This is a genomic window from Paenibacillus sp. YN15 (assembly GCF_003285005.1).
In the GTDB taxonomy this organism is placed as follows: domain Bacteria; phylum Bacillota; class Bacilli; order Paenibacillales; family NBRC-103111; genus Paenibacillus_AR.
Genome location: NZ_QMFA01000037.1, coordinates 1 through 22,921, shown reverse-complemented (window position 1 = coordinate 22,921; position 22,921 = coordinate 1). Strand labels below are relative to the sequence as shown.

Annotated in this window: 16 protein-coding genes; all 16 read left to right on the top strand. The window is 53.6% G+C overall.

Features of this window, described 5'->3' with window-relative positions; all coding sequences use genetic code 11:
* Positions 1-6 precede the first annotated feature (6 nt).
* The 16 genes from DQG13_RS23295 (at position 7) to DQG13_RS30970 (ending at position 22,683) form a co-directional block, all read left to right on the top strand.
* Positions 7-885, top strand: a complete 879-nt coding sequence (locus tag DQG13_RS23295; protein ID WP_113022578.1) for a carbohydrate ABC transporter permease — start codon at positions 7-9, stop codon at positions 883-885.
* A gap of 66 nt (positions 886-951) precedes the next feature.
* Positions 952-2,565: a type 2 periplasmic-binding domain-containing protein gene (locus DQG13_RS23290; RefSeq protein ID WP_181592948.1), complete on the top strand. Its 1,614-nt coding sequence runs from the start codon at positions 952-954 to the stop codon at positions 2,563-2,565.
* A 92-nt stretch (positions 2,566-2,657) separates the two neighbouring features.
* Entirely contained in the window at positions 2,658-4,445 is a 1,788-nt protein-coding gene (locus DQG13_RS23285; protein ID WP_113022576.1) for a sensor histidine kinase, read from the top strand.
* On the top strand, positions 4,414-6,024 hold the full coding sequence (locus DQG13_RS23280; protein ID WP_181592947.1) for a response regulator: 1,611 nt from the start codon (positions 4,414-4,416) through the stop codon (positions 6,022-6,024). Before DQG13_RS23285 ends, DQG13_RS23280 begins: the two co-directional genes overlap by 32 nt.
* 317 nt (positions 6,025-6,341) lie before the next feature.
* Entirely contained in the window at positions 6,342-8,000 is a 1,659-nt protein-coding gene (locus DQG13_RS23275) for an extracellular solute-binding protein (protein ID WP_113022574.1), read from the top strand.
* A 17-nt stretch (positions 8,001-8,017) separates the two neighbouring features.
* Entirely contained in the window at positions 8,018-8,914 is an 897-nt protein-coding gene (locus DQG13_RS23270) for an ABC transporter permease (protein WP_113022573.1), read from the top strand.
* 22 nt (positions 8,915-8,936) lie between these two features.
* On the top strand, positions 8,937-9,821 hold the full coding sequence (locus DQG13_RS23265; RefSeq protein WP_113022572.1) for a carbohydrate ABC transporter permease: 885 nt from the start codon (positions 8,937-8,939) through the stop codon (positions 9,819-9,821).
* Positions 9,822-9,861: 40 nt separating this feature from the next.
* Positions 9,862-11,646 (top strand): sensor histidine kinase, encoded by a 1,785-nt coding sequence (locus DQG13_RS23260; RefSeq protein ID WP_181592946.1) that lies wholly within the window; start codon positions 9,862-9,864, stop codon positions 11,644-11,646.
* Positions 11,621-13,252 (top strand): helix-turn-helix domain-containing protein, encoded by a 1,632-nt coding sequence (locus DQG13_RS23255; protein WP_181592945.1) that lies wholly within the window; start codon positions 11,621-11,623, stop codon positions 13,250-13,252. Before DQG13_RS23260 ends, DQG13_RS23255 begins: the two co-directional genes overlap by 26 nt.
* Before the next feature lie 34 nt (positions 13,253-13,286).
* On the top strand, positions 13,287-16,112 hold the full coding sequence (locus DQG13_RS23250; protein WP_181592944.1) for an alpha-L-rhamnosidase-related protein: 2,826 nt from the start codon (positions 13,287-13,289) through the stop codon (positions 16,110-16,112).
* Between the two features lie 55 nt (positions 16,113-16,167).
* Positions 16,168-20,379 (top strand): discoidin domain-containing protein, encoded by a 4,212-nt coding sequence (locus DQG13_RS23245; RefSeq protein ID WP_113022568.1) that lies wholly within the window; start codon positions 16,168-16,170, stop codon positions 20,377-20,379.
* Positions 20,380-20,461: 82 nt separating this feature from the next.
* A complete protein-coding gene (locus DQG13_RS23240) occupies positions 20,462-20,557 on the top strand; it encodes an AraC family transcriptional regulator (RefSeq protein ID WP_258525823.1) in 96 nt (31 codons plus the stop codon).
* 86 nt (positions 20,558-20,643) lie between these two features.
* A complete protein-coding gene (gene ndk / locus DQG13_RS23235) occupies positions 20,644-21,087 on the top strand; it encodes a nucleoside-diphosphate kinase (RefSeq protein ID WP_113022566.1) in 444 nt (147 codons plus the stop codon).
* Positions 21,059-21,325, top strand: a complete 267-nt coding sequence (locus DQG13_RS30570; RefSeq protein WP_146767190.1) for a hypothetical protein — start codon at positions 21,059-21,061, stop codon at positions 21,323-21,325. Before ndk ends, DQG13_RS30570 begins: the two co-directional genes overlap by 29 nt.
* 284 nt (positions 21,326-21,609) lie before the next feature.
* Positions 21,610-22,386: a CheR family methyltransferase gene (locus tag DQG13_RS23230; protein ID WP_113022565.1), complete on the top strand. Its 777-nt coding sequence runs from the start codon at positions 21,610-21,612 to the stop codon at positions 22,384-22,386.
* Between the two features lie 123 nt (positions 22,387-22,509).
* A complete protein-coding gene (locus DQG13_RS30970) occupies positions 22,510-22,683 on the top strand; it encodes a hypothetical protein (RefSeq protein ID WP_181592943.1) in 174 nt (57 codons plus the stop codon).
* The last annotated feature ends 238 nt before the right edge of the window (positions 22,684-22,921 follow it).

The window sequence follows — 22,921 nt, the reverse complement described above, 5'->3', positions numbered from 1 at the left end:
GGCCTCATGGAATACCTCACACCCGGTGAAAAAATCGCCAAGATTATCAATTATGCAGTGCTGGCCTTGCTTGCCGTCGCCTGCCTGTTTCCCTTTTATTATGTAATTGTAATTTCCATGTCTCCGGAATCGGAGGTCGTGCGTAAAGGAATTGTCCTGTTTCCCGATACCGTAACATGGAATGCCTACAGGGAGATGTTCCGGGAAAGCTATGCTCTGGATCAAGCCTATAAGGTTACGCTGTTCCGCACGATTGTGGGCACGGCGCTTAATCTGCTGATTACCTTCATGACCGCGTATCCCTTATCCAAGAAGATGCTGCCGGGAAGATCTGTCTTCATGTTCTACATCGTGTTCACCATGCTGTTCAGCGGGGGCATGATTCCCACCTATCTGGTGGTGCAGAGCCTGGGGCTTACTAACACCATCTGGGCCCTGATTGTTCCCGGCCTGGTTGGGGCCTTCAACGTGATTATTATGAAAAGCTTCTTTGAGCAGCTGCCCCCCGAAATCGAGGAATCCGCCAAGGTAGACGGTGCAGGTGAATTGCAGACCATGGCCCGCATTGTATTTCCCTTGACCATGCCTGTTATGGCCACCGTAGGCCTGTTCTATATGGTATTTCATTGGAACAGCTATTTTGACGGGGTATTGTATATCAGCAAGCCTGAGCTGAATCCCCTGCAGGTAGTGCTGCGCACCATTCTCCTCAGCGTGCAGCAGCAGAACGCGGAGATCAACCAGTACGGCGACGATCGTCTGGTAAGCTCCCACGCCATCAAGATGGCGGCTGTCGTCTTGACCACCGTTCCAATCCTGCTGGTGTATCCGTTTATCCAGAAGTATTTTACCAAAGGAGCCATGCTTGGGGCAGTAAAAGGATGATGCCGCTTCACCGGCATTGACCTTCTTCATTATATTCCACTATGATTAAAAAAAGGGGAGATGTGCATGTTTAAAGGAAAGCGTTTCAGAAACACGATGATTGTGTCATTATGTGCGATTTTGCCTGTACTCAGCGCCTGCAGCGGTAACGGGGACTCCAAGGGAGCCGATCCGACGGCGGCCTCCAGCACTGCCGGGGGAACAACTCAGCCCGATAATCCCTTTGCCAAGAAAATGACCCTTAACATGTACAATGCAGGCAGCTGGATCGGCGGCGGCACTCCGCTGCCCGCCCGCGAGCAGGACATCCAGCGGCAAATGCTGGAGAACGCCGTGAACATCGATCTGCAAATGACCATTCCCATTGCCGGCGAGGACATCGCCAAGCTGAATACGCTGCTTGCTTCCGGAGACATTCCCGACATGATCTTCTTCAATAACCGGACCGATGCCATCAAGTATTATCAGGATGGATTGATTGCCGAGCTGGACGGCTATCTGGATCAGTTCCCCAAGCTGCAAAAGTACTTTTCCCAGGATCAATGGGATGCGCTCAAATTCAAGGGCAAAACCATCGGCACCCCCGGCCTGGAGCTTGTCAGCGGAATTGCCGGATGGTGGATCCGCAATGACTGGCTGAAAAACCTTAATCTGCAGGTTCCCACTACAACCGAAGAGCTGTTCCAGGTCATGAAGGCGTTTACCTTCAATGATCCCGATAAGAACGGGAAGGACGATACCTACGGGTTTGTCGGCGGAGTTCCCAAGGACGGGGATATCTCCAACACCGCTGTTCAGGGACTGGGACTGAACGCCATTATGTGGCTGTTCGGCGTCAATCCCCACAAGATTGATATTGTGGACGGGAAGCTGGTGAATCACAACACCGATCCCCGCATGAAGGAGGCGGTCACCTATATTAACCGGATGGTGACGGAGAAGGTCATTGATCCCGACTGGGTGACTCTGGCGACAACGGGAGAGAAAATTCAGAAGGGTAAAATTGGAATATCGGTATCGGATTGGAGAATGATGGATAATCCCACAAAAATAATTGAAGTCAGCGGTGAAACTCCTGAGTGGATTTCTATGGCACCGGTAAAAGGGCCTGACGGCAAGCAAATTCTTGGCGAAATGGCTTTCCAGAGCAACATGTGGGTCATTTCCAAGAAGGCCGCCCAGGACCCGGAAAAGGTCAAGCGGATTCTGGCCCTGCTGGAATACTGGTATGCAGATGAGGAGGCCTATCCGTATTTTGCTTATGGTGACAAAGGAATCTTCTGGGATTATAATGAGAAAAAAGAGGTTGTCCGGCTTACGCCGGAGAAGGCCGTGCAGGAAGCAAAACACTATGTGAACCACTACAAGCTGCCCCGCAGGGCTGCCGATGCCTTGTATTATAACTTTAAGAAGCTGGAATTTACATCCGCCGTTCACCAGACCAACCTGAAATACAGCATCTCGCCCAAACCCAGCGTCTATTTGGTCCCCGATGAGAGCGACAGTCTGTATCAGGACCGGAAGAAATTCATTAATGAAGCGCTGTTGAAATTCATCTATGGCCGGGAGCCCATCAGCCAATGGGATAATTATGTGCAGACTCTGGAAAAGACCTACAAGCTGAAGGAATATGAGGAAAATGTCATGAAGCAGCTGAAGGAGCAGGGGGTTATAAAGTAACAGGTTATAGCGGCGGGAGGGCTGTCCTCCCGCTGCTATTGCCATTGTTTGCGCTTTATCGCAGCAGCAGCCACAATCCACCGGGAGGAACCATGAAAAGACGAACAAGCAGTCTCACCTTCAAATTGTTTGTGATCTGCCTGATCTTTGTTCTGGTCTGTGTGTTGATTATCGGACAGCTATCCTCCCATTTTGTAAAGAAGCAGCTGACGAACCGGGAGCAGGAATTCGTCGGCCAAATTTTGTCCAAGGTAAACGAGTACCTCACCTTAAACTTTTCCTCCATGCAGACCATTCTGTTCTCCGTGGAATCCTTTCTGGAGGCCAAGGAAGAGGACGGCATTCAGGACAATCAGTTGGGCCGCCATCTGGAAACGCTGTACGAGATGAATCTTCAGCATATTTCCAATGTCTACGTCATCAGGGATAACCTGAGCATTCTCGGCGGCCGGACGGTTACCCGGATCGTCAATGAGCCTATGCCGGAGCTGACAACCATCTATGCCGACTCTATTGACGGCGGTTACTTCAGCACCAAGATCAGTTCTTTGTATTACAACCGTTTTTCCGGCTGGACCATTACCATCTCCCGCATATCCCGGTATGATCCTTCCCTTGTCATAGCCGTAGATTTAAATTTAGTCGATCTGAGCCAGAAGCTGCTGATGGTTCATCAGCAGGAGCGAATTCAGCTATTCATCGCAGATTACAGCGGTAATGTGCTGGTTTATTCCAACGGTGTGAAGTCGGGTGTGCCGGACACCATCGGCATCCCCGAAACCATCGGCGGGATGGAGATGGAAGAAATCATCAGCGCCAACAGCAGCATGATTATAGCTGACGGGGGGACCAATGGGGAGAAGCTGGTGGTGAAGCTCCATTCCCCCACCTACAATTGGCTGCTGGTTGCCGTCAGCGACGGCACAAGGCTTGCCCAGATTCTCCGGCAAATCGACGCCCACTTTGTACAATTAAGCCTGATCGGCCTCTTGCTCAGTCTGGTGACCTCCGTATTCATCACCCGCTATATCCGCAAGCCCGTGTTTGCCCTCATCGGCAAAATGAAGCAGGTGGAGCAGGGGCGGCTGGATGTGCGCCTGGCCATGCAGCGCAATGACGAGTTCGGCTATTTGTCCCGGACCTTCGATAAGATGCTGCTCCAGATTTCGGATTTGTTCCGGCATCTGGAGGAGCATAAGGAGCAGCAGAAGAAACTGGAGATTCAGGTGCTCCAGTCCCAGATCAACCCCCATTTTTTGTACAATACTCTGGGGGCGGTCAGCAATGTGGTCCGGCTGGGCCAGCTGGACAAGGTAGACCCGGTGATCCGCTCGCTGATCTCCATTCTGGAATACGGGGTGAGGAATCCCGCCCAGAAGGTATCGCTGCAGGAAGAGCTTCATAACGTGCGCAATTATGTCATCATTCAAAATATTCGCTATAACAAGGTTTTTGCCCTGGTGGAGGAAATTGATCCGGAACTGCTGGATTTCAAGGTGTTCCGGATGTTTCTTCAGCCCATCGTGGAGAACAGCATCTTCCATGGCTACAAGGGCGGCCGGGAAGCAGGGGAGATCCGGATTGCGGCCTACAGGGAAAAAGACAGGGTGGTTGTGGAGGTAGCCGACTGGGGCATCGGCATGGACAGCGAGAAGCTGGCCGGGCTGCTTAAGCCCAAGGCGGCCGATGAGGAGCAGGACCCCCGCAGCCGGATCGGCTTGGCCAATATTCACGGCCGGATCAAGCTTCATTATGGCCCGGACTATGGACTTTGCATCACCGGAGGCCCCCATAAGGGTGTTTGTGTCCGGGCGGAATTTCCTACTATCCCAAGGGAGGGGACGGGCAATGAACCCTATTCGCTGCCTGATCGTGGATGATGAAGAATTGATTATCCAGCGGCTTCAGCTGTTCTTCGCGGAGCTGTGCGCTGTAAACAGCAATTTTATTCTCCAGGGAGCTGCCTATTCTGGAGTGGAAGCGCTTCAGATGGTACGGCAGCAGCAGCCGGATCTGGTAATCACCGACATCCGGATGCCCGAAATGGACGGCATTGCCATGATCGGGGAAATGCAGAAGCTTCTGCCGCGAACGGAATATGTGATCCTAACCGCCTATTCCGATTTCCACTATGCCAAACGCGCCATTCAAATGGGCGTATCGGATTACATTGTCAAGGTCCCGTTGGACGAAGAGGAATTGCTGCGGGCCATGAACAAGGCGGGACTCTGCATCCGGCAGGCCAGGGAGAAGGAAGAGCATTTGCGCAAGCTGGATATGTCCATTGTGAAGAACCGCCACAGAGTGTTCAAGCAGCTGCTGCGGGAATTGCTCCAGGGTGAAGCCAGATTTGGCCAGGCCGAGGAGATTATGGCCAGCTATGACATGCAGTTGTTTGAGCATACCTATTGCTGCCTGGTGATCGAGATGGATCATTATTCCAACTTTATCAACCAATATCCGCTGTCGGACCAGAGTATATTGAAATACGGCATCCTGAATATTATCGAGGAGACCCTGGGGCAATACGGCTCCAATATCGCCTGCCATTTGGAGAGAGGCCGGTTCATCGGATTTTTGGGCTGGCCGCACAGTCCCAGCGCCAAGGAAAATGAACAACGGTTCTGGAACGTTGCCCAGGCGGTTGCCGGCAATATCCGCACCTATTTGAAGCAGCCGGTTTCCATTGGCATCAGTCCGACGGCAGTAGGCTGGCGGGAAATCGCTCCCGCGTACAACCAGGCGCTTGAAGCCTGCGGGGAGCATTACTATTCCGACGGGGAGACCGTGGTGACGCCCTTTCACCCGGCTGCTCCAAGGTCCAGGGACGGACGCGGCATCCGGCTGAAGCTGCAGGAGCTGCTGATGCTGTTTCACCGGGAGTTTGACGATGTGGGGGAGCTGCGTGGGCGGCTCCAGGCCATTATGGAGCAAGCCTGCAGGGAGCGGCTGCCGAGACAGCTGATGACCGGTCTGCTGAAGGAATTTCTCGCCTCCGCCCACAATCAGCTGGACCGCTGGAAGCAATCGGCCGATGAGCTGCTGGAGGACGACCTGACAGATATGTCTTTGCCGGAGCAAATGGAGCTGATATACAGCCATCTTGCGCGGAAGCTGACGGCAAGGGACACCGCCCTGCGGCCGGATATTGCCAAAGCCGTGGAATATATTGAGGCAAACCTGACGGAGCGGCTGTCCCTGCAAATTATCGCCAAGCAGGTGAACCTGGCTCCCGCCTATTTCAGCACCCTGTTCAAAAAGGAAATGAAGGAGAGCCTGGTGGACTATATCAACCGCAAAAAGATCGAGCTGGCGGTGGAGCTGCTCAAAGCCAAAAACTATTCCAACCAGGAGCTGTGCGACATGGTGGGCATCATGAATGAGGCGTATTTCTGCGCCTTATTCAAGCAGAAAACCGGCACCTCCCCCAAGCAGTATCTGAAGCAGGCCAGGGGATAGGGCATCGTTTGTATTTGCGAAACAACTATTCCCCTGATGTTGGACAGGCAAACTTCGCCTGTTAGGCATCAGGGGAATTTGCGTGAGAGGACCGAGCAGAAAGAATGAATTGCGCTCCGCATGGCACCGCAAAATTCCGCTTTATTTCCTCCAAAAGATCCATGCCACCCCGCTCCAGAAGTAAAGAAAAGTCAAGCGGAGTAGAAAGATTCGCGTAGAAGGGAGCTCCTTTCAACCTTATAATTTAAATTGAAGCAGGACGCTTCTGCAGGGCGTACCGGGCTTTAAGAACATACGTCTGGAAAGGGGTTCGTACTATGAACAGAAAGACAAAGCAAGGTGCCGCGGTGATTCTGTCGCTCTCCTTCCTTCTTCTGGGGGGCTGCGTGAATGGAGGAGGGGACGAAGCTGCTCCCATCAACCTGCCCTCTCCCGCGGCAAGCGCGGGACAAACCTCCGGTGAAGCGGATGGCCCGTTTGGCAAATACGATCCTCCCATAACAATCACCACCGTCAAAGGCTTGTCCTTAACCAAATTTAAGGAAGGGGAGTCCATCCACAACAATATTTGGACCCGCAGCTTCGAGCAGGACCTGGGCATCAAGGTGAAATTTGAATGGGCCATCGACCAGGCCCAGTACGACCAAAAGATGAATGTAACCATTGCATCCGGCTCGTATCCCGACTTTTTCCAGGTATCCCCCATCCAGCTTCAGCAATTGGTAGAGGGCAATAAGCTGGCGGACCTGACGGAGGTATACGAGAAGTACGCCTCCAAGGATGCCAAAAAAATGCTGACTCAGGATAACGGCATTGGTCTGAAGGCCGCCACTTTCCAAGGCAAGCTAAGAGCCATTCCCAGTGCCGCCGCTTTGACGGATCAGGCGCAGATCGTATGGATTCGCGCCGATTGGCTGAAAAAGCTGGGGCTTCCGGAGCCCAAAACCATGCAGGACCTGCTGAACATCTCGAAAGCGTTCACAAAGAATGATCCCGACGGCAATCAGAAGAATGATACTTACGGACTGGTGCTGGACAAAACGGTTTTTGATCCTCTAAAGGGCTTTTTCAACGCCTATCATGCCTATCCCGGCATCTGGATCAAGGACAGCTCCGGCAACCTGGTTAACGGCGTCGTCCAACCGCAGGTGAAGACTGCCCTGGCCCAACTCCAGGCCATGTTCAAGGATAAGCAGATTGATCCGGAATTTGGCGTAAAAGATTTTACGAAGAATATGGAAAGCCTTGTCACGGGCAAAATCGGCATGGTTATTGGCTCTATGGCCTATCCGGTGGGAGGACTTCAGAAGACGCTGGACAATGATCCCAATGCGGATTGGAGGCCTTATGCTGTCGGCTCCATCGATGATAAGCCCGTTAAGATTCAATTAAATCCTACGGTCAATGCTTATTATGCAGTGAATAAAAATGCCAAAAATCCTGAAGCGGTGTTCAAGCTATTGAACTACAACATCGAGAAGCGCTGGGGGGAAACGGCAGACCCGGATACCTATCACAAAAGCGATGGGGTAGAGGTGTTCCAATATGTTCCGGTTGGAATTACAAAAATTAAAAAGAACCTGGAGGCTTACCGCGTCGTACAGGAGGCGTTGGACAGCAAGGACACCTCCAAGCTGGATGCGGAGCAGAAGGGCTATTATGACAGCATTGTGAAGTTCCAAAATGGCGACACAAGCCAATGGGGGTATGCCAGGGTATTCGGGAAGGGAGGCTCCCAAAGCATTATCGATTTCTATGACACCAATAATATGTTCATCTACAACGAGTTTATCGCAGCGGCAACGCCAACCATGATCCAGAAGCAGGCCACACTGGATAAGCTGGTCCTGGAAACCTTCACCAAGATTATTCTGGGCGAGTCCTCTATTGATGAGTTTGACACCTTCGTGGAACAATGGAAAAAGTTGGGCGGTGAACAGATTACCAAGGAAGTGAACGAGGCAGCGGCCCAATAAATAGGGGGAGAGAAAGCATGCGAACCAAATATACGAGAGAATGGCCCCTGCACGTTATGCTTTTGCCGGGAGTTGTCCTGGTTCTTCTGTTCAGCTACGGACCGATGTTGGGGCTGGTAATGGCATTTCAGCAATTTGTCCCCACCAAAGGAATATGGGGCTCTGCGTTTAACGGACTGGATAACTTCCGCTATGTGCTGGAGCTGCCGGGTATCTACCAGGTGCTTTTCAACACGGTGTTTATTGCTGTTATGAAAATTGCGGCCGGTATTGCCATTCCGGTGGGAGTGGCTCTGCTTTTGAATGAGCTGCATCGGACTTGGCTGAAGCGAGGCATTCAGACACTCATTTATTTGCCCCACTTTATGTCCTGGATTATCCTGGGGGGGATTCTGATTGATATTTTGTCCCCCTCCCAGGGGATTGTCAACCAACTCCTCGTCAAGCTGGGAGCGGAGCCGATCTTTTTCCTGGGCAGCAACAAGTGGTTTCCCTATGTTATCGTAGCCACCCATGAATGGAAGGAATTCGGTTTTAGCACCATTGTGTATCTGGCGGCCCTTACCGGAATCAATCCCTCCCTGTATGAGGCTGCCCTCATGGACGGGGCAAGCCGTCTGAAGCAAACATGGCATATTACATTGCCCGGCATTCTGCCCATTGTGGTGCTCATGTCCACTTTGGCCCTGGGGCAGGTGCTGAATGCAGGCTTTGATCAAATATTCAATCTTTATAGTCCCCAGGTGTACAAAAGCGGTGATATCCTAGATACGCTTGTGTACCGGATCGGCATGCTGGAGGCCCAATACGGAGTGGCTACGGCCATCGGGCTGTTCAAATCCGCCGTTTCCTTTGTATTGATTGTCATTTCCTACGGGATGGCCAGCCGCTTTGCCAATTACCGCATTTTCTAAAGGAAGGAGGGGGCCCTGACTTATGCTGTATACCCATACAAAAGCTTACCGCATCTTCAATATCTTCAACCATTTTTTTCTCATTAGTCTGTCTTTGCTGTGCGTGCTTCCCATTGTGCATACCCTTGCCGTTTCGTTCAGCAGCAGCTGGGCAGCTTCCTCCGGCGCAGTGGGCTTATGGCCGGTGGACTTTAGCTGGAAGTCCTATGAGTTTGTAGCCGCCAAACCGGAGTTTTTCCGGTCCATGGGGGTGACGGTGCAGCGGGCGCTGGCAGGCACGGCGCTGAATATGTTTTTGACCGTCATTATTGCCTATCCCTTATCCAAGGAAACCAAAGCCTTTCGCTGGCGGACGTGGTATGTGTGGTTTTTTGTGTTTACAATTTTGTTCCATGGCGGACTTATTCCCAGCTATCTGGTGGTGAAAAATCTGCAGCTTCTGGATACGCTGTGGGCTTTGGTTTTGCCCGGGGCGGTGCCGGTATTCAACGTCATCCTGCTGTTGAACTTTTTCCGCAGCCTGCCCAAGGAGCTGGAGGAGGCGGCCGCCATGGACGGGGCGGGGCATTGGACCTTATTGTGGCGGCTGTATGCGCCACTGTCTTTGCCGGCTCTGGCTACAGTCATTCTGTTTACAATTGTGGGGCATTGGAACGCCTGGTTTGACGGATTGATCTATATGAATTCCCCCGAGCGTTATCCGCTGCAAAGCTATATGCAAACCGTAGTGATCCAGATGGATCTGGAATTGCTAACGTCAACAGACCTAAGCATGCTTGAGAGCATATCCGACCGGACCACCAAATCGGCGCAAATTTTTCTTGCGGCGTTCCCGGTACTGCTGGTTTACCCGTTTCTCCAGCGCTACTTTGTAAAGGGCATTGTGATGGGAAGCGTAAAGGAGTAAAAGGGAGTATACTGTAGTCGATAGCGAACGGGGGATGTCGATGACAGGGAAAACCGGCCTTTGGTCGCCTGGAATATACTACAAGCTGTTTTTGGCCTTTGCGGCGGTGGTGCTGCCCATTATTGCCATCAGTTTCATGCTCAATGAAAGCGGAGCCAGAATGGTGGACAACCAGATCAGAGCCACATCGGATTCCGCCATGGATCTGTATATGAATATGCTGGAGCTGGATCTGAACAGGGTCATCGGACTGCAGCGGGAGTTTGTCATTGATCCCAACCTGAACGAGCTCAGCGCCCGTGGGGAATTCATGTCCCATTACGAAATTCGGGGAGCCGTCAATGAAATCATGCGGGGACTGCGGATGCTGAAGGCCTCAGGAAGCTTCAATGAGGATGTGAGGGTCCATATTCCCGGTTTGGGGCGAACCCTATCCGCCTCCTCGGATTCCATTGAGGATATTCCTGCCGGAGAGTATGAAGCGCTGAAGGTGATGCTTGATCCCCAGGCCTCTCCCTTCATCCGTTACAACGGCAGGTTGTATCACGTGATCCACTATCCGGCCATGTACAGTCTTCCCGAAGGGACGGAGCCGCTCTTTCAGCTGGTGCTGGAGCTGTCGGAGGAGAGGCTGACCGAGACGCTGAAGCAATTCAATACAAGCCCGGGCAGCGAGACCTTTCTGTTTGGCAACGGCTGGAGCATCGGCACGGAAGAGGGTTTGTCCGGGACGGGGCTGCTGGAGTACAGGGAAGCGGGCCAACGCTCCGTTACCATAGAGGGGGAGGAATATTTTCTCACTGCCTCCGTTTCCGATGTATGGGGTCTGACCATGATCAAGGCGGTGCCCCGGCAGGAAATTTTCGGACCTTTGCGGCAATACCGGACTTATCTGTGGATTTTTGCCGGGATGTCCTTGGCGCTGATCTTTTTTTTCAGCTATGGCATCCGCCTGATGATTCACACGCCCCTGAAGAAAATGGTCAATGCCTTCAAGCGGGTGGAGCAGGGTGATTTGGAGTTGGCCATTGCCCACCCCTACAGGGATGAGTTCGGCTATTTATACCGCCAATTCAACAGCATGTTGGCCAAGCTGAAGGTGCTGATCCGGGAGGTATACGAAAAGAGCTACAGGCTGAAGCTCTCCGAGTTCCGCCAGCTTCAGAGCCAGATCAACCCCCATTTTCTGTACAACAGCTTCTACATCATTTACCGCATGGCCAAGCTGGAGGATTATGAGCGAGTCATGCGGTTTACCAAGTATCTGGGGGAATACTTCCAGTTTATTACCCGCAATGATTCGGATACCGTTACCCTGGAGGAGGAAGTCGCCCATGTCCGCAATTACGTGGAAATTCAGACCATGCGATTTGCCAGACGGATAAAGGCGGTCTTCGGAGAGCTGCCGGAGGAGGTTAAGGGTTTGCGCGTTCCTCGTCTCATTCTTCAGCCTGTGGTGGAGAACGCTTACAAGCATGCTCTGGAGGACAAGGAGGATAACGGCTTGCTCCATATTTCCTTCCGGCTGGCGGAGGGACGGGTGGAGGCGGCGGTGGAGGACAACGGCCTGCTCCTGCCGGAGGGGAAGCTGCAGGAGCTTCGGCAGCGGCTGTCCCGGCCGGGAGATTCTCCTGAAACTACGGGCTTGTTCAATGTGGCCCGGCGGCTGAGGCTGATTTACGGAATAGAGGCGGAACTTCGGGCCGAGCGGAGTCCGTTGGGAGGATTGTTGGCCGTCATTTCCCTTCCTCTGCAGGGGCCGCCGGCATTGAGGAGCAATGGCTGGGAGGAGGAGAAGGATGTACAGGGTTCTGGTGGTGGATGATGAGGAAATTATTGTGGACGGATTGTTTGAGCTGCTGAGCCAGGTTGACCATCTGGAGCTGGAGGTGCACCGGGCTTATTCCTCCCGGGAGGCTCTGGCGAAGCTGGGGCGCTACAAGATGGATATTGTGTATTCCGATATCCGCATGCCTGGCTTAAGCGGTTTGGAGCTCCAGAGAATCATTGGCGAAAATTGGCCTTTCTGCAAGGTCATTTTCGTCTCCGGCTACAATGATTTTGAGTACGTGCAGACGGCTATGCGCAACGGCAGCTTCGACTACATCGTGAAGACGGAGGGAGACGGTCCGGTGCTGGCCGCTTTGGACAAGGCTGTGGAAAGCATTGCCGGCCGCATGGAGAAGGAACGTCTTATGGAGGAGGCGCGGAAGCGGTGGTTAGCCGGCTTGCCCCAGCTTCAGAAGGACTTCCTGCTCCGTCTGCTCACGGGGGAACGCAGGGCTGATCCCGCCAGGCTCAAGGTCCGCTTCGGGGAGCTGGATATGGAGCTTGATCCCGACCGCCCTGTCTACATGCTGGCAGGCAGCATCGACGAATGGCCGGGCAGCGTGGACAAGGGCGACCGTACGTTGCTCTTGTACGCCATGGACAATATTTTGGCAGAATATTTTCAACAGTATGTCCTGTACTTTACCGATTGCGGCAACGGCCGTTTTGGTGTGCTGCTGCAGGAGAGGAAGGCGGGGGAAACCTTTCTGGCCGCTTACGCCCAGGATACTCTGGATGCGGTGCAGTCCACCTTCAAAGCACTGCTGAAGCTGCCGGTTTCCATGATCTTCTCTCCCCGGCCAGTCAGTTGGGAGACGGTCGCGGCCAAATTCAGGGAGCTGACAGCCGCTCTCTACAGCCGGTTCGGCTGGGAAAAAGAAAAATTGCTTATTGACGACTCTCTGGCGGCTCCTGATCCGGGTGAAAAGCCTGGCGGCCCTAAACCCTATCGTGATGCCTGGCTGCAAACAGCTAGGCAGACGGGGCTGTTGCTGGAGAGAGGGATCAAGGAGCCGTTCATGCATGTATGCGGCGGTCTGCTGCAGGAGCTGGGCTCCCAGCCGGACTGTCCGCGGAAGTGGCTGGAGGAAATCTATTATACGATTGCCCTGCAGCTCGTCCATTACATGAACAGCTATGACCGCTGGCCTTCCGATGGGGTGACCGCGGATAAGCTGCTCCGGCTCCATGACCACGAATCCTGGGAAGAGGCCGCCGGGAACCTGTTGCGGGTTGCCGATAGCCTGTTTGAAGAGCAGGCCCGGGAGCAGTCCGGCAGATCGGCGGAATGGCTGCATCAACTGCACCGCTATGTAGAGGAGCATCTGGATGGCGATCTGTCCCTGACCAGGCTGGCCCAGGTGGTCTATTTGAATCCTGCTTATTTGTCTCGGATTTACAAGCAGGCCAGAGGGATCGGGCTATCGGATTATGTGGCTCAGGTCAGGCTGGCCCAGGCCCAGGAACTGTTGAAGGAGGGCAGCATGAAAATTCAGGAGATTGCCGAGGCGCTGGGGTACGAGTCTGCCGCTTATTTCTCCAGGCTGTTCAAGAAGCAAACCCGTCTGACTCCCAATGAATACAGGGAGCATGTCCGGTGAGACAAAATCCGTTTTTTTGAAGGAGCTGATTGGAATGAAACCGAATACGGCGGCAAACAAGGAAGAGGCAAGCCGGAGAGAGGAGCCCCGGCTGGAGCTGAAGCAGCTTGTCCGGTCCCCCGCCTTGAAGGGCAGGCCCAGGCTGCAGGAGCTGGTCCGGTTTAGGCTGCACGTGCAGCTTGAAGGCTTGCGCCGGGATCAGGAAACCTTGATCAGGGTCACTGCCGATGCCAATTATTTGCTGTGGGTTAACGGTATTTTGGCCGGACAGGGTCCCCCCCGCAACTTTCCCGATACTCTTGTGGGGGAGCTTTATGATATAGGGCCCTTGCTTCGGGAAGGAGGCAATGAAATTGTGGCACTGGTCCGGCACCTGTATGTGGATACATTCGGCTATCTGGTTGGCGAGCCGGCCTTTGGACTGGCGGGAGTCTGCCAGGGAGCAGATCTGTCCACCTGCAATGGGCAATGGCAATGCCGGACGGAGAGGAGGTGGAATGAGTATGCCCCACGGGTCAATATGCATCTGGGTCCGCTGGAGGAGCAGTGTTGGAACGCCGCTGCCGGGGAGGAGGAAGAGTGGATAGGCGCAGTTGCGTGCCGGAGCATGGACCGCCGGATTATTCCTTCTCCTATGGCTCCCCTGCGGCGGACTGACGTGGAGCTGTCCGGGGACGCAGTGATAATGGGGACTTTCCCCCGGCTTCCCCTCCGAAACGGCAAGGTATACGCCTGCTCCCGAGAGCCGGGAAACCGGGTTGTTGCGGTTGCCCTCCGCATGGCGGAGGCGGCAGCGGAAGAGCAGGTTTATATCGGCATTCGGGGACAGGGCGGTGTCCTGATGGAGAGGGACGGAACCTCCGCAGTCTGCCATCCCTACGGGCATCATGTGGGAGAGGATTATGTTTGCTGCTCCGGCAGCAGCCTGCAGCAGGGCGTTTTGCTGTACCTGATGGGAGCGGAGTATGTTGTTTTGGGAAGCGCTTCTCCTATGGAATGGCCTGACGAGCTTAAGGTGGACGGCTATATTCCTTCTATAGATCCGCTGTTTTCTTTCGACCGCATTATCGGCCAGCTTCGGTACGATTCTCCTCTTTTACCCTTTAAGGAGAAGCTGACGCTGAGGGCGGTTGGGGAGACTGCTTTCCATACCTGGAAGGAGATGGGGGAAATCCGGCTGCTGGGCGAGTCTGTGCCTCTTGTGGGGGAGGACTGTCCGGACATCGAAACCGGCAACGGGATGGTCATCCGCCTGAACCGTTTCCGTTTCGGGCATTTCCGGCTGGAGCTTGAAGCCGAAACCCAGCCGGACAGAGGTCTGCTGGAGATTGGTTACGGCCATACGGAGGATGCTCAGGGGCGTCCGATGGTCTTTAATTATGACCGCCTGGTATGGTCTGGAGGATCAGCCGTCTTTGAAAACCGCTTTACCCCCCGCGGCGCTCAGTATCTGCTGCTGTCCGCCTCTGTCCCTGTCCGGATCAAAAAGCTTGTCGTGGTGGAAGCGCTAGCTCCCATGCCTGCGCATCCGGGACAATTCCGTACCGACAGCCCGGGCTGGAACGGGATTTGGCAGACTGCTGCAGAAACCTTGCGCTATTCCCGTACAGACGTTATTTCCTCGGATTCCTTCCGAGAGTTTTGCGCCTGGCTGGGAGACACCCAGCATATTGCGCTGAATTATTATTACAGCCATTATGATCCGGCTTTTATCCGCTACACCTGGGAGCTGTTCAGCCGCAATACGGACGGGGAAGGCCGCATGTTTTCCGTGGCCCCTGGCTACATGCGCTTCCAGCTTCCCGTCTGGACCTGGCAATTTTGGATCGGAGTGCGCAATCATTGCCTGTATACCGGGGACCGGGAGTTTTTGCAGGCTGTGTGGCCCGTTTGTCTGCAAACCCACCGCTTTTTTGGGCAGTTTCTTACGGAGGAGGGCTTGCTGAAGGACCCGGAGGGCTGGGCCATTGTGGACTGGGCCAAAATTGATTTCGGCGGAGAATCCTTTGTGCTCAACGGTCTGTACCGGCTGGGTTTGCTTGCCTTGGCGGATTTGGCTGAATATGCAGGGGATGGGCAAAGCAAAGGCGCATTTGAGGAAGCCGCCGGGCGGATTGTCCGGGCGCTGGCTGCTCCCCGCTTCTATTGCAGCGAACGGCGGCTGTTCATGGACGGCGTAAAGGAGGATGGACCTGCCGCTACGCTCTCTCAGCATGCGCAAATTTTGGCCGTATCCATGGGGCTGTGGAGGGAGGAGCAGGGAGAGCTGTGGCAGCGGATTTCCGATCCCGGCCTGGAAATCTGCACACTTGGCGAGCCGAGCTTTCATTGGGCCGCCAGCCTTTTATGGGGCACCTCCGCCTTTGTTCCCTTTGTCCGTTACATGTGGGAGGTATACGAATGGAAGATGAGCTTGGGTGTAGCCTGCTTCGGCCATATTCATCCCCGCAACAGGCCAGGCGATTATCGTCATAAGCAAGGTTCACCGGCTCATGGCTGGTCATCCTCCCCCGTTTATGTAAGCGGCGCTTTTTTGCTGGGAATACGGCCTCTTGCCCCAGGTTATAAGGAAGCTATTATTGAACCGTGTTTGGCTTTGGAGGATGTGACAGAGGCGGAGGGCCAGGTCATGACTCCCTGCGGTCCCATTCGGCTTGCCTGGAAGGCAGCGGTGAACGGCGGGGACGGGTGGGTCAGGGGACAGATGCCAAGGGAGATTTCCGCTCTGCTGGATATCCGTCAGCTTGCTGCTCCCGGCGGGAGGCTGGAAATTATTCATCTGGAGGGACTTCAGGCAACAGAGCGGCCAGGCGGCTTCAGGGTTACGGCGCCTTCATTTGAATTACGCTTCAGACAATGATTCTGCTGTTAAAGTCACGCAACGCCCATACTCATTATTCAGGGAGGGAAATGAAGTGACGCTTTTGAAAAAAATGATGCCGGTTCTCCTTGCGTTCTTATTGCTGGCCCATTTGGCCGCTGTTCCTGTGTTTGCTGCTTCTGTTGTCCGGATTGAGCTGCAATCCAGCCATTACGGTCTGGCTGTGGGAGAGACCTATTCAACCATTGTAACAGCGGTTTACAGCGACAGCTCCAGGCAGGACATTACCGCTCTGGCCCAGTTCAGCTCATCCGATTCTGCTGTAGCCTCAGTGGACGATGCCGGAACGGTCACCGCCCTGGCTGAAGGAAAGGCCATTATACATGCTTCCTACGAAGGCTATCAGGCGGCTGCTTCTGTTTTGACAGTAGAAATTACCGGAGAGGAGGAGCAAAGGGTACTGTTCCAGGATTTTGAGGAGGAAAACACGGCTCAATGGCGGTTATTGCCCCAGGGAACGGGAAAATCGGCGCTGGCCTCCTCTGGAGAGCAGGTTCGCTCAGGAGCAAGAGCATTGAAGTTGACCTATAATTTTTCCCAAACCGGAACGAGTGAGCTTGCAGGTCTGATAGCGGCCAATTGGAATAGGGGCATCAAGCTTCCCGGGCAACCTGACAGCATCGGAGTTTGGGTATACGGAGACAACAGCGGCTATCTGTTGGAGCTGGATTTGATGGATGCCCAAGGGGAGGTGTTTCAGTATGGCAAGGAGTCCATGGTGATCGACTGGAGCGGCTGGCGGTATGTGCGCTTCTCCCTGTCATCCCCTGCGGGAAAATATGGCGGCAACGGAATTGCGGATCAGCCCCTGCATTTCTTCCAGCTGTTTATTACCAAGACGGCATCCATGGCGGATAAGCAGGGAGCCATCTATGTAGATGATTTGGAGCTGATTTATGAAGACCCATATGCGGATGTGAAAAGCATCAAGCTGAATAATGTGCGGTATGCCCTGGCTGCGGGGGAGAGCTTCAATACAGTGGTTTCCGGAACCCGCGCCGACGGGAGCGTATCCGATTTGACCCCGTATGCGGAGTATTATTCCTCCAATCCGGCTGTGGCAACAGTGGATACCGCGGGAAGAGTAATGGCCCAGTCCCCAGGTGAGGCTGTTATACAGAGCCGTTTCCGGCAGTTTCAGGCTTCCGCTGCGGTGCAGGTTGTGGCCGTGACGGGAGAACCCAACCAGAAAATTGTTTTTCAATCCTTTGAATCCCGGGACGAAGCCTCAAAATGGATGCTTTTGCCCCAGGGAGCAGGGAAATCCGCTTTGTCCGTATCGGAGGAGCAAGCTCACAGCGGCGCAAAAGCGTTGAAGCTGGACTATCATTTCCGAGAAAACGTTCAGGAGATGACAGGTTTCCTTGCTTCTAACTGGCAAACAGGTCTGCGGCTTCCCGGTACTCCTGACAAGGTGGGGATCTGGGTGTACGGAGACAGGAGCGGCTATTCGCTGGAGCTGAATTTGATGGATTCCGGCAAGGAGGTATTTGCCTATGGCCGGAATGTGGTGAAAGTGGACTGGGAAGGCTGGAAGTATATCCAATTTGCCATCTCGCGCCCTTCAACCAGCTACGGGGGAGACGGCAACCGTCAGACTGATTTGCCGATGTATTTCTTCCAGGTTCTGATTACCAAGAAGAATTCGGTGGAGCGCCAGGGCAGCCTTTATTTCGATGACATCCAGCTTGTTTATCATGCCACCGGCAATGAGGATGATATTGTTGGCGGAATCGGAGACGGAGGCGACTATTCTCCCCCTCCCGAGCCCCAATTAACGGATGTGCCGCTGCCTGCTCCAGCTATGGATGCTGCGCAACCCAGCCAATGGAACAACGCCAACGGGCTGACCGGGCTGGTTTCCCGCCATTCCCATGAAATTGGCGATAACATAAGCGGCATGGCGTTAACCAAGAGCAATAATTTTTTCTACAACACGCCTGAGGTGAAAAGTCCGGAGTGGGGCAGCTACTGGCTGATCGACGGGGATACTGCCGGGCATATGAACACGGTGTTCTCCTCCAGGCTGCATTCAACTGCCGATGCCCAGGAGTGGGCACAGGTTGAGATGGATGCCGTCCGGGTCATTGACAAGGTTGTGCTGAAGGCCCGGGCAGGTGGCATCGCATTCCCGCTGGACTTTGCCATTCAGGTCAGCCGGGACGGCGCTTCCTGGACGACAGTGGTCAGCCGGAGCGATTACGGGCCGGTGGAATCCGATGAGCCGCAGGTGTTTGAATTCCCGGAGACGGAGGCCCGTTATGTGCGGGTAACCGCCACACGACTGAAAAGCGAGAATGGCGCGTACTATTTTCAACTGAAAGAACTGGAGGTTTATAAAGGAGACAGCATCAATTATGCCCTGGCGCAAAACGGAGGAACAGCTTCGGCGGCCAATTCCCTGGGCGGAGATTATTTCGATTACGATGAATTTTATGGCAGCATGTTCGAGGCGGGAGTCAAGTGGCTGCTGCTTGCCGACGGAACCTTTTACAACCAATACAAAAGCGGTGCTCTTCAAGCCTTGCCGCAATCGTTGCTTGACAATCTTCAGCATGTGGCGGACAACGGGGTGCAGATTATTTTCCGCTTCCAGCAAGCTCCGTCTGTGGCCGCGCTTCAGGAGGATGAAGCGTTCCATATTCGTCAATATGCCGAGTTTTGCGGTTGGGTGGCCAATCAGCTGAAGGGCAAAGTAGACGTATGGGCCATCGGCAATGAGCAAAATTTCGGAGCCCGGAAGAGCTATGGGGTGGAGGAGTTTCCGGCGGTTTACGCCCGGATGGTGAAAGCGGCGGCTCAGGAGATAAAGGCGGTTGATCCCCTTACGCCCATTGAGATTGAAACGGCTTTGTTTGATTTCGGCTGGACAGAGGAAATTATGGAGGAAGGGCTGGATGAAATCGTGGACATTATGGGTGTTCACGTGTATAAAGAGCGGCCCAAGGCGGTTGTAACCCCTGAAGCGGTAGGCACCTTTATTCATAATGGCGAGCGGCGCTCTCCCTCTGATCAGCCCTATTCCAATTATGCGGCAGAGGTGGAGGCCTACAAGCAGCTTCTTGCGGGCTACAATCCGGATATTCAGGTTTGGATCACGGAAACCTCCATCAATACGGGGGAAGGCGCCTACAATGTGACATGGCTCTCCCAGGCGAAGTTTTTATCACGCTTATACATTTACCATTACATGCTGGGGCTGGGTCCCACCAATTGGTGGTCTCTCGACCCGGTCAAAACCGGTGAAAGCGAATGGGGGCTGACGGATTTTGCCGGGGTGCGGAAGCCGGCCTGGTACGCCCTGCGCAATGTTTCCGCCCTGTTTGACAGTTCCCTTCGTCCCGTTGATCTGGCAGACGCGCTGGAGCATAGCGGGAGCATTCCGGAATGGACCGACGGCGCCTTTGAAAATGCGGATAGACAGTTGCTGTATGTGCCTTATTGGAGTGCTGTGCCTATGAGTGATGAGAACACAGGCATGCTTACCGATATTCGCCTGGAGCGGGACAATGTTGTGGAAATTGAGGCAGTGGATATGCTGACGGGAACGGTGCAGGCTGTGGAATTTACAAAGGAAGCCGGTGCGGTTCTCATGAAGGACATGATCGTGCGGGATTATCCGATTGTGCTGGTCATCAAGACAGGCTCCGGGGAAGCGCCTCAGGCGGGTGAAGCGCCGGGAGTCCCGGTGCTGTCCGACGACAATGGATATGATTACGGCATCCGGGACGGACATTATCGCATTGCCATGAATATGTGGTGGGGAAGCAACGCCGATACCTATAAGCTGTATGAAAATGGCGTCCTTGTGAATACGCAGGCGCTGGAGGCCCGTTCTCCCGGCGCCCAGTCGGCGGTAACTCTGATCAAGGGAAAACCCAATGGCACATATCGCTATTACGCCGAGTTGAGCAATTCCTCAGGCACCACCCGCAGCGGGGAATGGATTGTTGAGGTAATCCAGGCAGAGCCGGGCAAACCGGTGCTTTCCCACAACAACTGGGGGCAGGAAGGCAGCTTTCAGGTGCGGGCGGACATGTGGTGGGGAGTGAATGGGAGCATATACCGTCTTTATGAGAACGGGGAATTGGTTGATACCCGGCAGCTTGCCGTTGCTACCCCCTTGGTCCAAACTGTCATTACAGAGCTGGAGAATAAAGCGCCGGGCCGCTATATTTACGTATGCGAGCTGGAGAATGAAGCGGGGGTGGCCCGCAGCGAAAGTCTTGCAGTAGAAGTCAGGTAGGGCCTGCGCCGTCAGGCTATAAAAAACATCCGCCGCCGTAGCCGCTTGCTCCCGATAGGGGGTAAGCGGCCTTTTGTATCACATGGTGGGCATCATGAACGAGGCGTATTTCTGCGCCTTATTCAAGCAGAAAACCGGCACCTCCCCCAAGCAGTATCTGAAGCAGGCCAGGGGATAGGGCATCGTTTGTATTTGCGAAACATATGTATATAGAGTACACTTATCATGTGATTTTCGTCATATACAAAACTGGGGTGATGGCGGTTGGATAAGACATTTTTGATGGTGAAGCCTGACGGTGTGCAACGCGGTTTAATCGGAGAAATTGTAAAGCGCTTTGAAATGAAAGGGTTTCAACTCATCGCCGCCAAGCTGTTGATTGTCTCGCAGGAACAGGCGGAATTCCATTACGCGGAGCACCGGGAAAAGCCTTTCTATGGAGAATTGGTGGATTTTATTACCTCCGGGCCGGTGTTTGCCATGGTGTGGCAGGGAGACGATATTGTCACCCTTTCGCGGATGATGATGGGTAAGACCAAAGCAGTGGATGCGGTGCCGGGCACGATCCGGGGCGATTTTTCCATACATACGGGCATGAACCTGATTCACGGTTCCGATTCGCCGGAGGCGGCGGAGCGGGAAATCGGCAATTTCTTCCGTCCGGAGGAGCTGGTTACATATGAACGGGCAAACAGCAGATGGATTTAAGCGCTGTCTTTGCCAGCGCGGCACCTGGATTCCTGGAATCCGGGTGTTTTTTTGTGGTATCGGCGTCACTTCTGCCGCGTACTCGGTTCTTGGATGTGATTTTATGGTCCATCCATTGAATGGTTGCGGACAGAGAATCCGTTATTTTCCGTATTTGGCTCTTTTCTGGACTTTCACGGACAGACGATTCGTTATTTTGCTCCAAAAGGGTGGAGAACCGCTGTTTTTTCACACTTAACGGATCTTGTGTCCGCTCCGAGAAAAATAGGCCGATTTTTGCGAAATAACGGAACCAGGGTCCGGGAAATGAGGCGCAGAGGAAGGGCTGGCGGCCGTACGGATTTTTTGTGGCAGGCAAGAAGGAGTTTGGCGCAAACACATGGAATACATAGCGGAGCCGGCAACCATTTTGCGAGATTGACCTGGCCGGCGATACAAAAAGATACCAGGCAATAAAAGCATCAGCTGTGGGTCTCGTGGAAAGACTTCCTAGCGCATGCCGACCCGGGAGGAAAATAGACGATGGAAGACAAGGATTTTGCCCTTTTTATTAAGAAGGTAAAGGATTATACCGCGATTGATTTGTCCCAATACAAAGAAGCGCAAATGAAACGGCGTTTGACCACGCTGCGGGAAAAAAAGGGATATAAAACCTTTTCCGACTTTTTTGAGGCCATGATGAAGGACAAGAACCTGTTCTATGAATTTCTGGACAGGATGACCATCAACGTGTCGGAATTTTGGCGCAATCCGAACCGGTGGGAGATTCTGGAGGTTAGGTTTGTGCCGGAGATGCTTAAAGCCACAAGCCGTCCCAAGGTATGGAGCGCAGCCTGCTCTACCGGCGAGGAGCCGTATACCCTGGCGATGATTCTGGCGGAGCAGAGCAAGAGGGCGGATATTCAGCTCTTGGCAACGGATATTGACGAGGGTGCGCTGGAGAAGGCGAAGAAGGCGGTTTATCCGGACCGTTCCGTCCGGGATGTGCCTGCCCATTATCTCAAGAAGTATTTCCGCCAGGACCAGCTGACCTTTTGTGTCACCGATGATCTGAAGAGAATGATCCGGTTTCAAAAGCAGAATTTGCTGGTGGACACCTTCGAGGAAAACTTCGATCTGATTGTGTGCCGCAATGTGATGATCTATTTTACCGAAGAAGCCAAACATCTGCTCTATCACAAATTTGCCAAAGCCTTAAAGCCGGGCGGACTCCTGTTTGTGGGAAGCACGGAGCAGATTTTCTCGCCGGGCCAATATAACATGGAACCGGCAGACACCTTCTTTTACCGGAAGAAGTAAGGGGGAGTATAAGGATTCCCTGCTTTTCCCATACTATACATAGAAGCCGTTTTTTCCGGGACTCCAGACGCAACCAAGAGAAAGCGGCTTGACTTCCAGACATGCTTGAGGGGGGCCGTCAAGATGGATAAGCGGAAGGTCATCACTGCTTATCGCCGCGGGTTTATCACGATGCAGGAGTGTGCGCAGATTTTGGGCATCGATTTGTCTCAGCTTACGGGCATGATGAATGATCCCGAGCTGCAGGAGGTACGGATGCGAAAGGATTCGCTGCCCTCTTCTGTTCCGCTGGTGTAGCGCGGCGTAAAGTCCGGCTGCAGGGAATTCCTTGCAGCCGGACTTTTGTGTTTTTGCGGAACTATGGAGGAGCCCAAGCAGCTTATTCACGGAAGCCGGCTCATAAATTGTATTCGAAATTTCATATATAATGGCCTGGTTTGGCGGGAGTTAACATGAAGCGGGTAAGGGATGTCAATAGTCTGAGAAAATGTCACCGTAACTCTTCTAAGAAAATGTCACTTTCAGTGTAGATTGA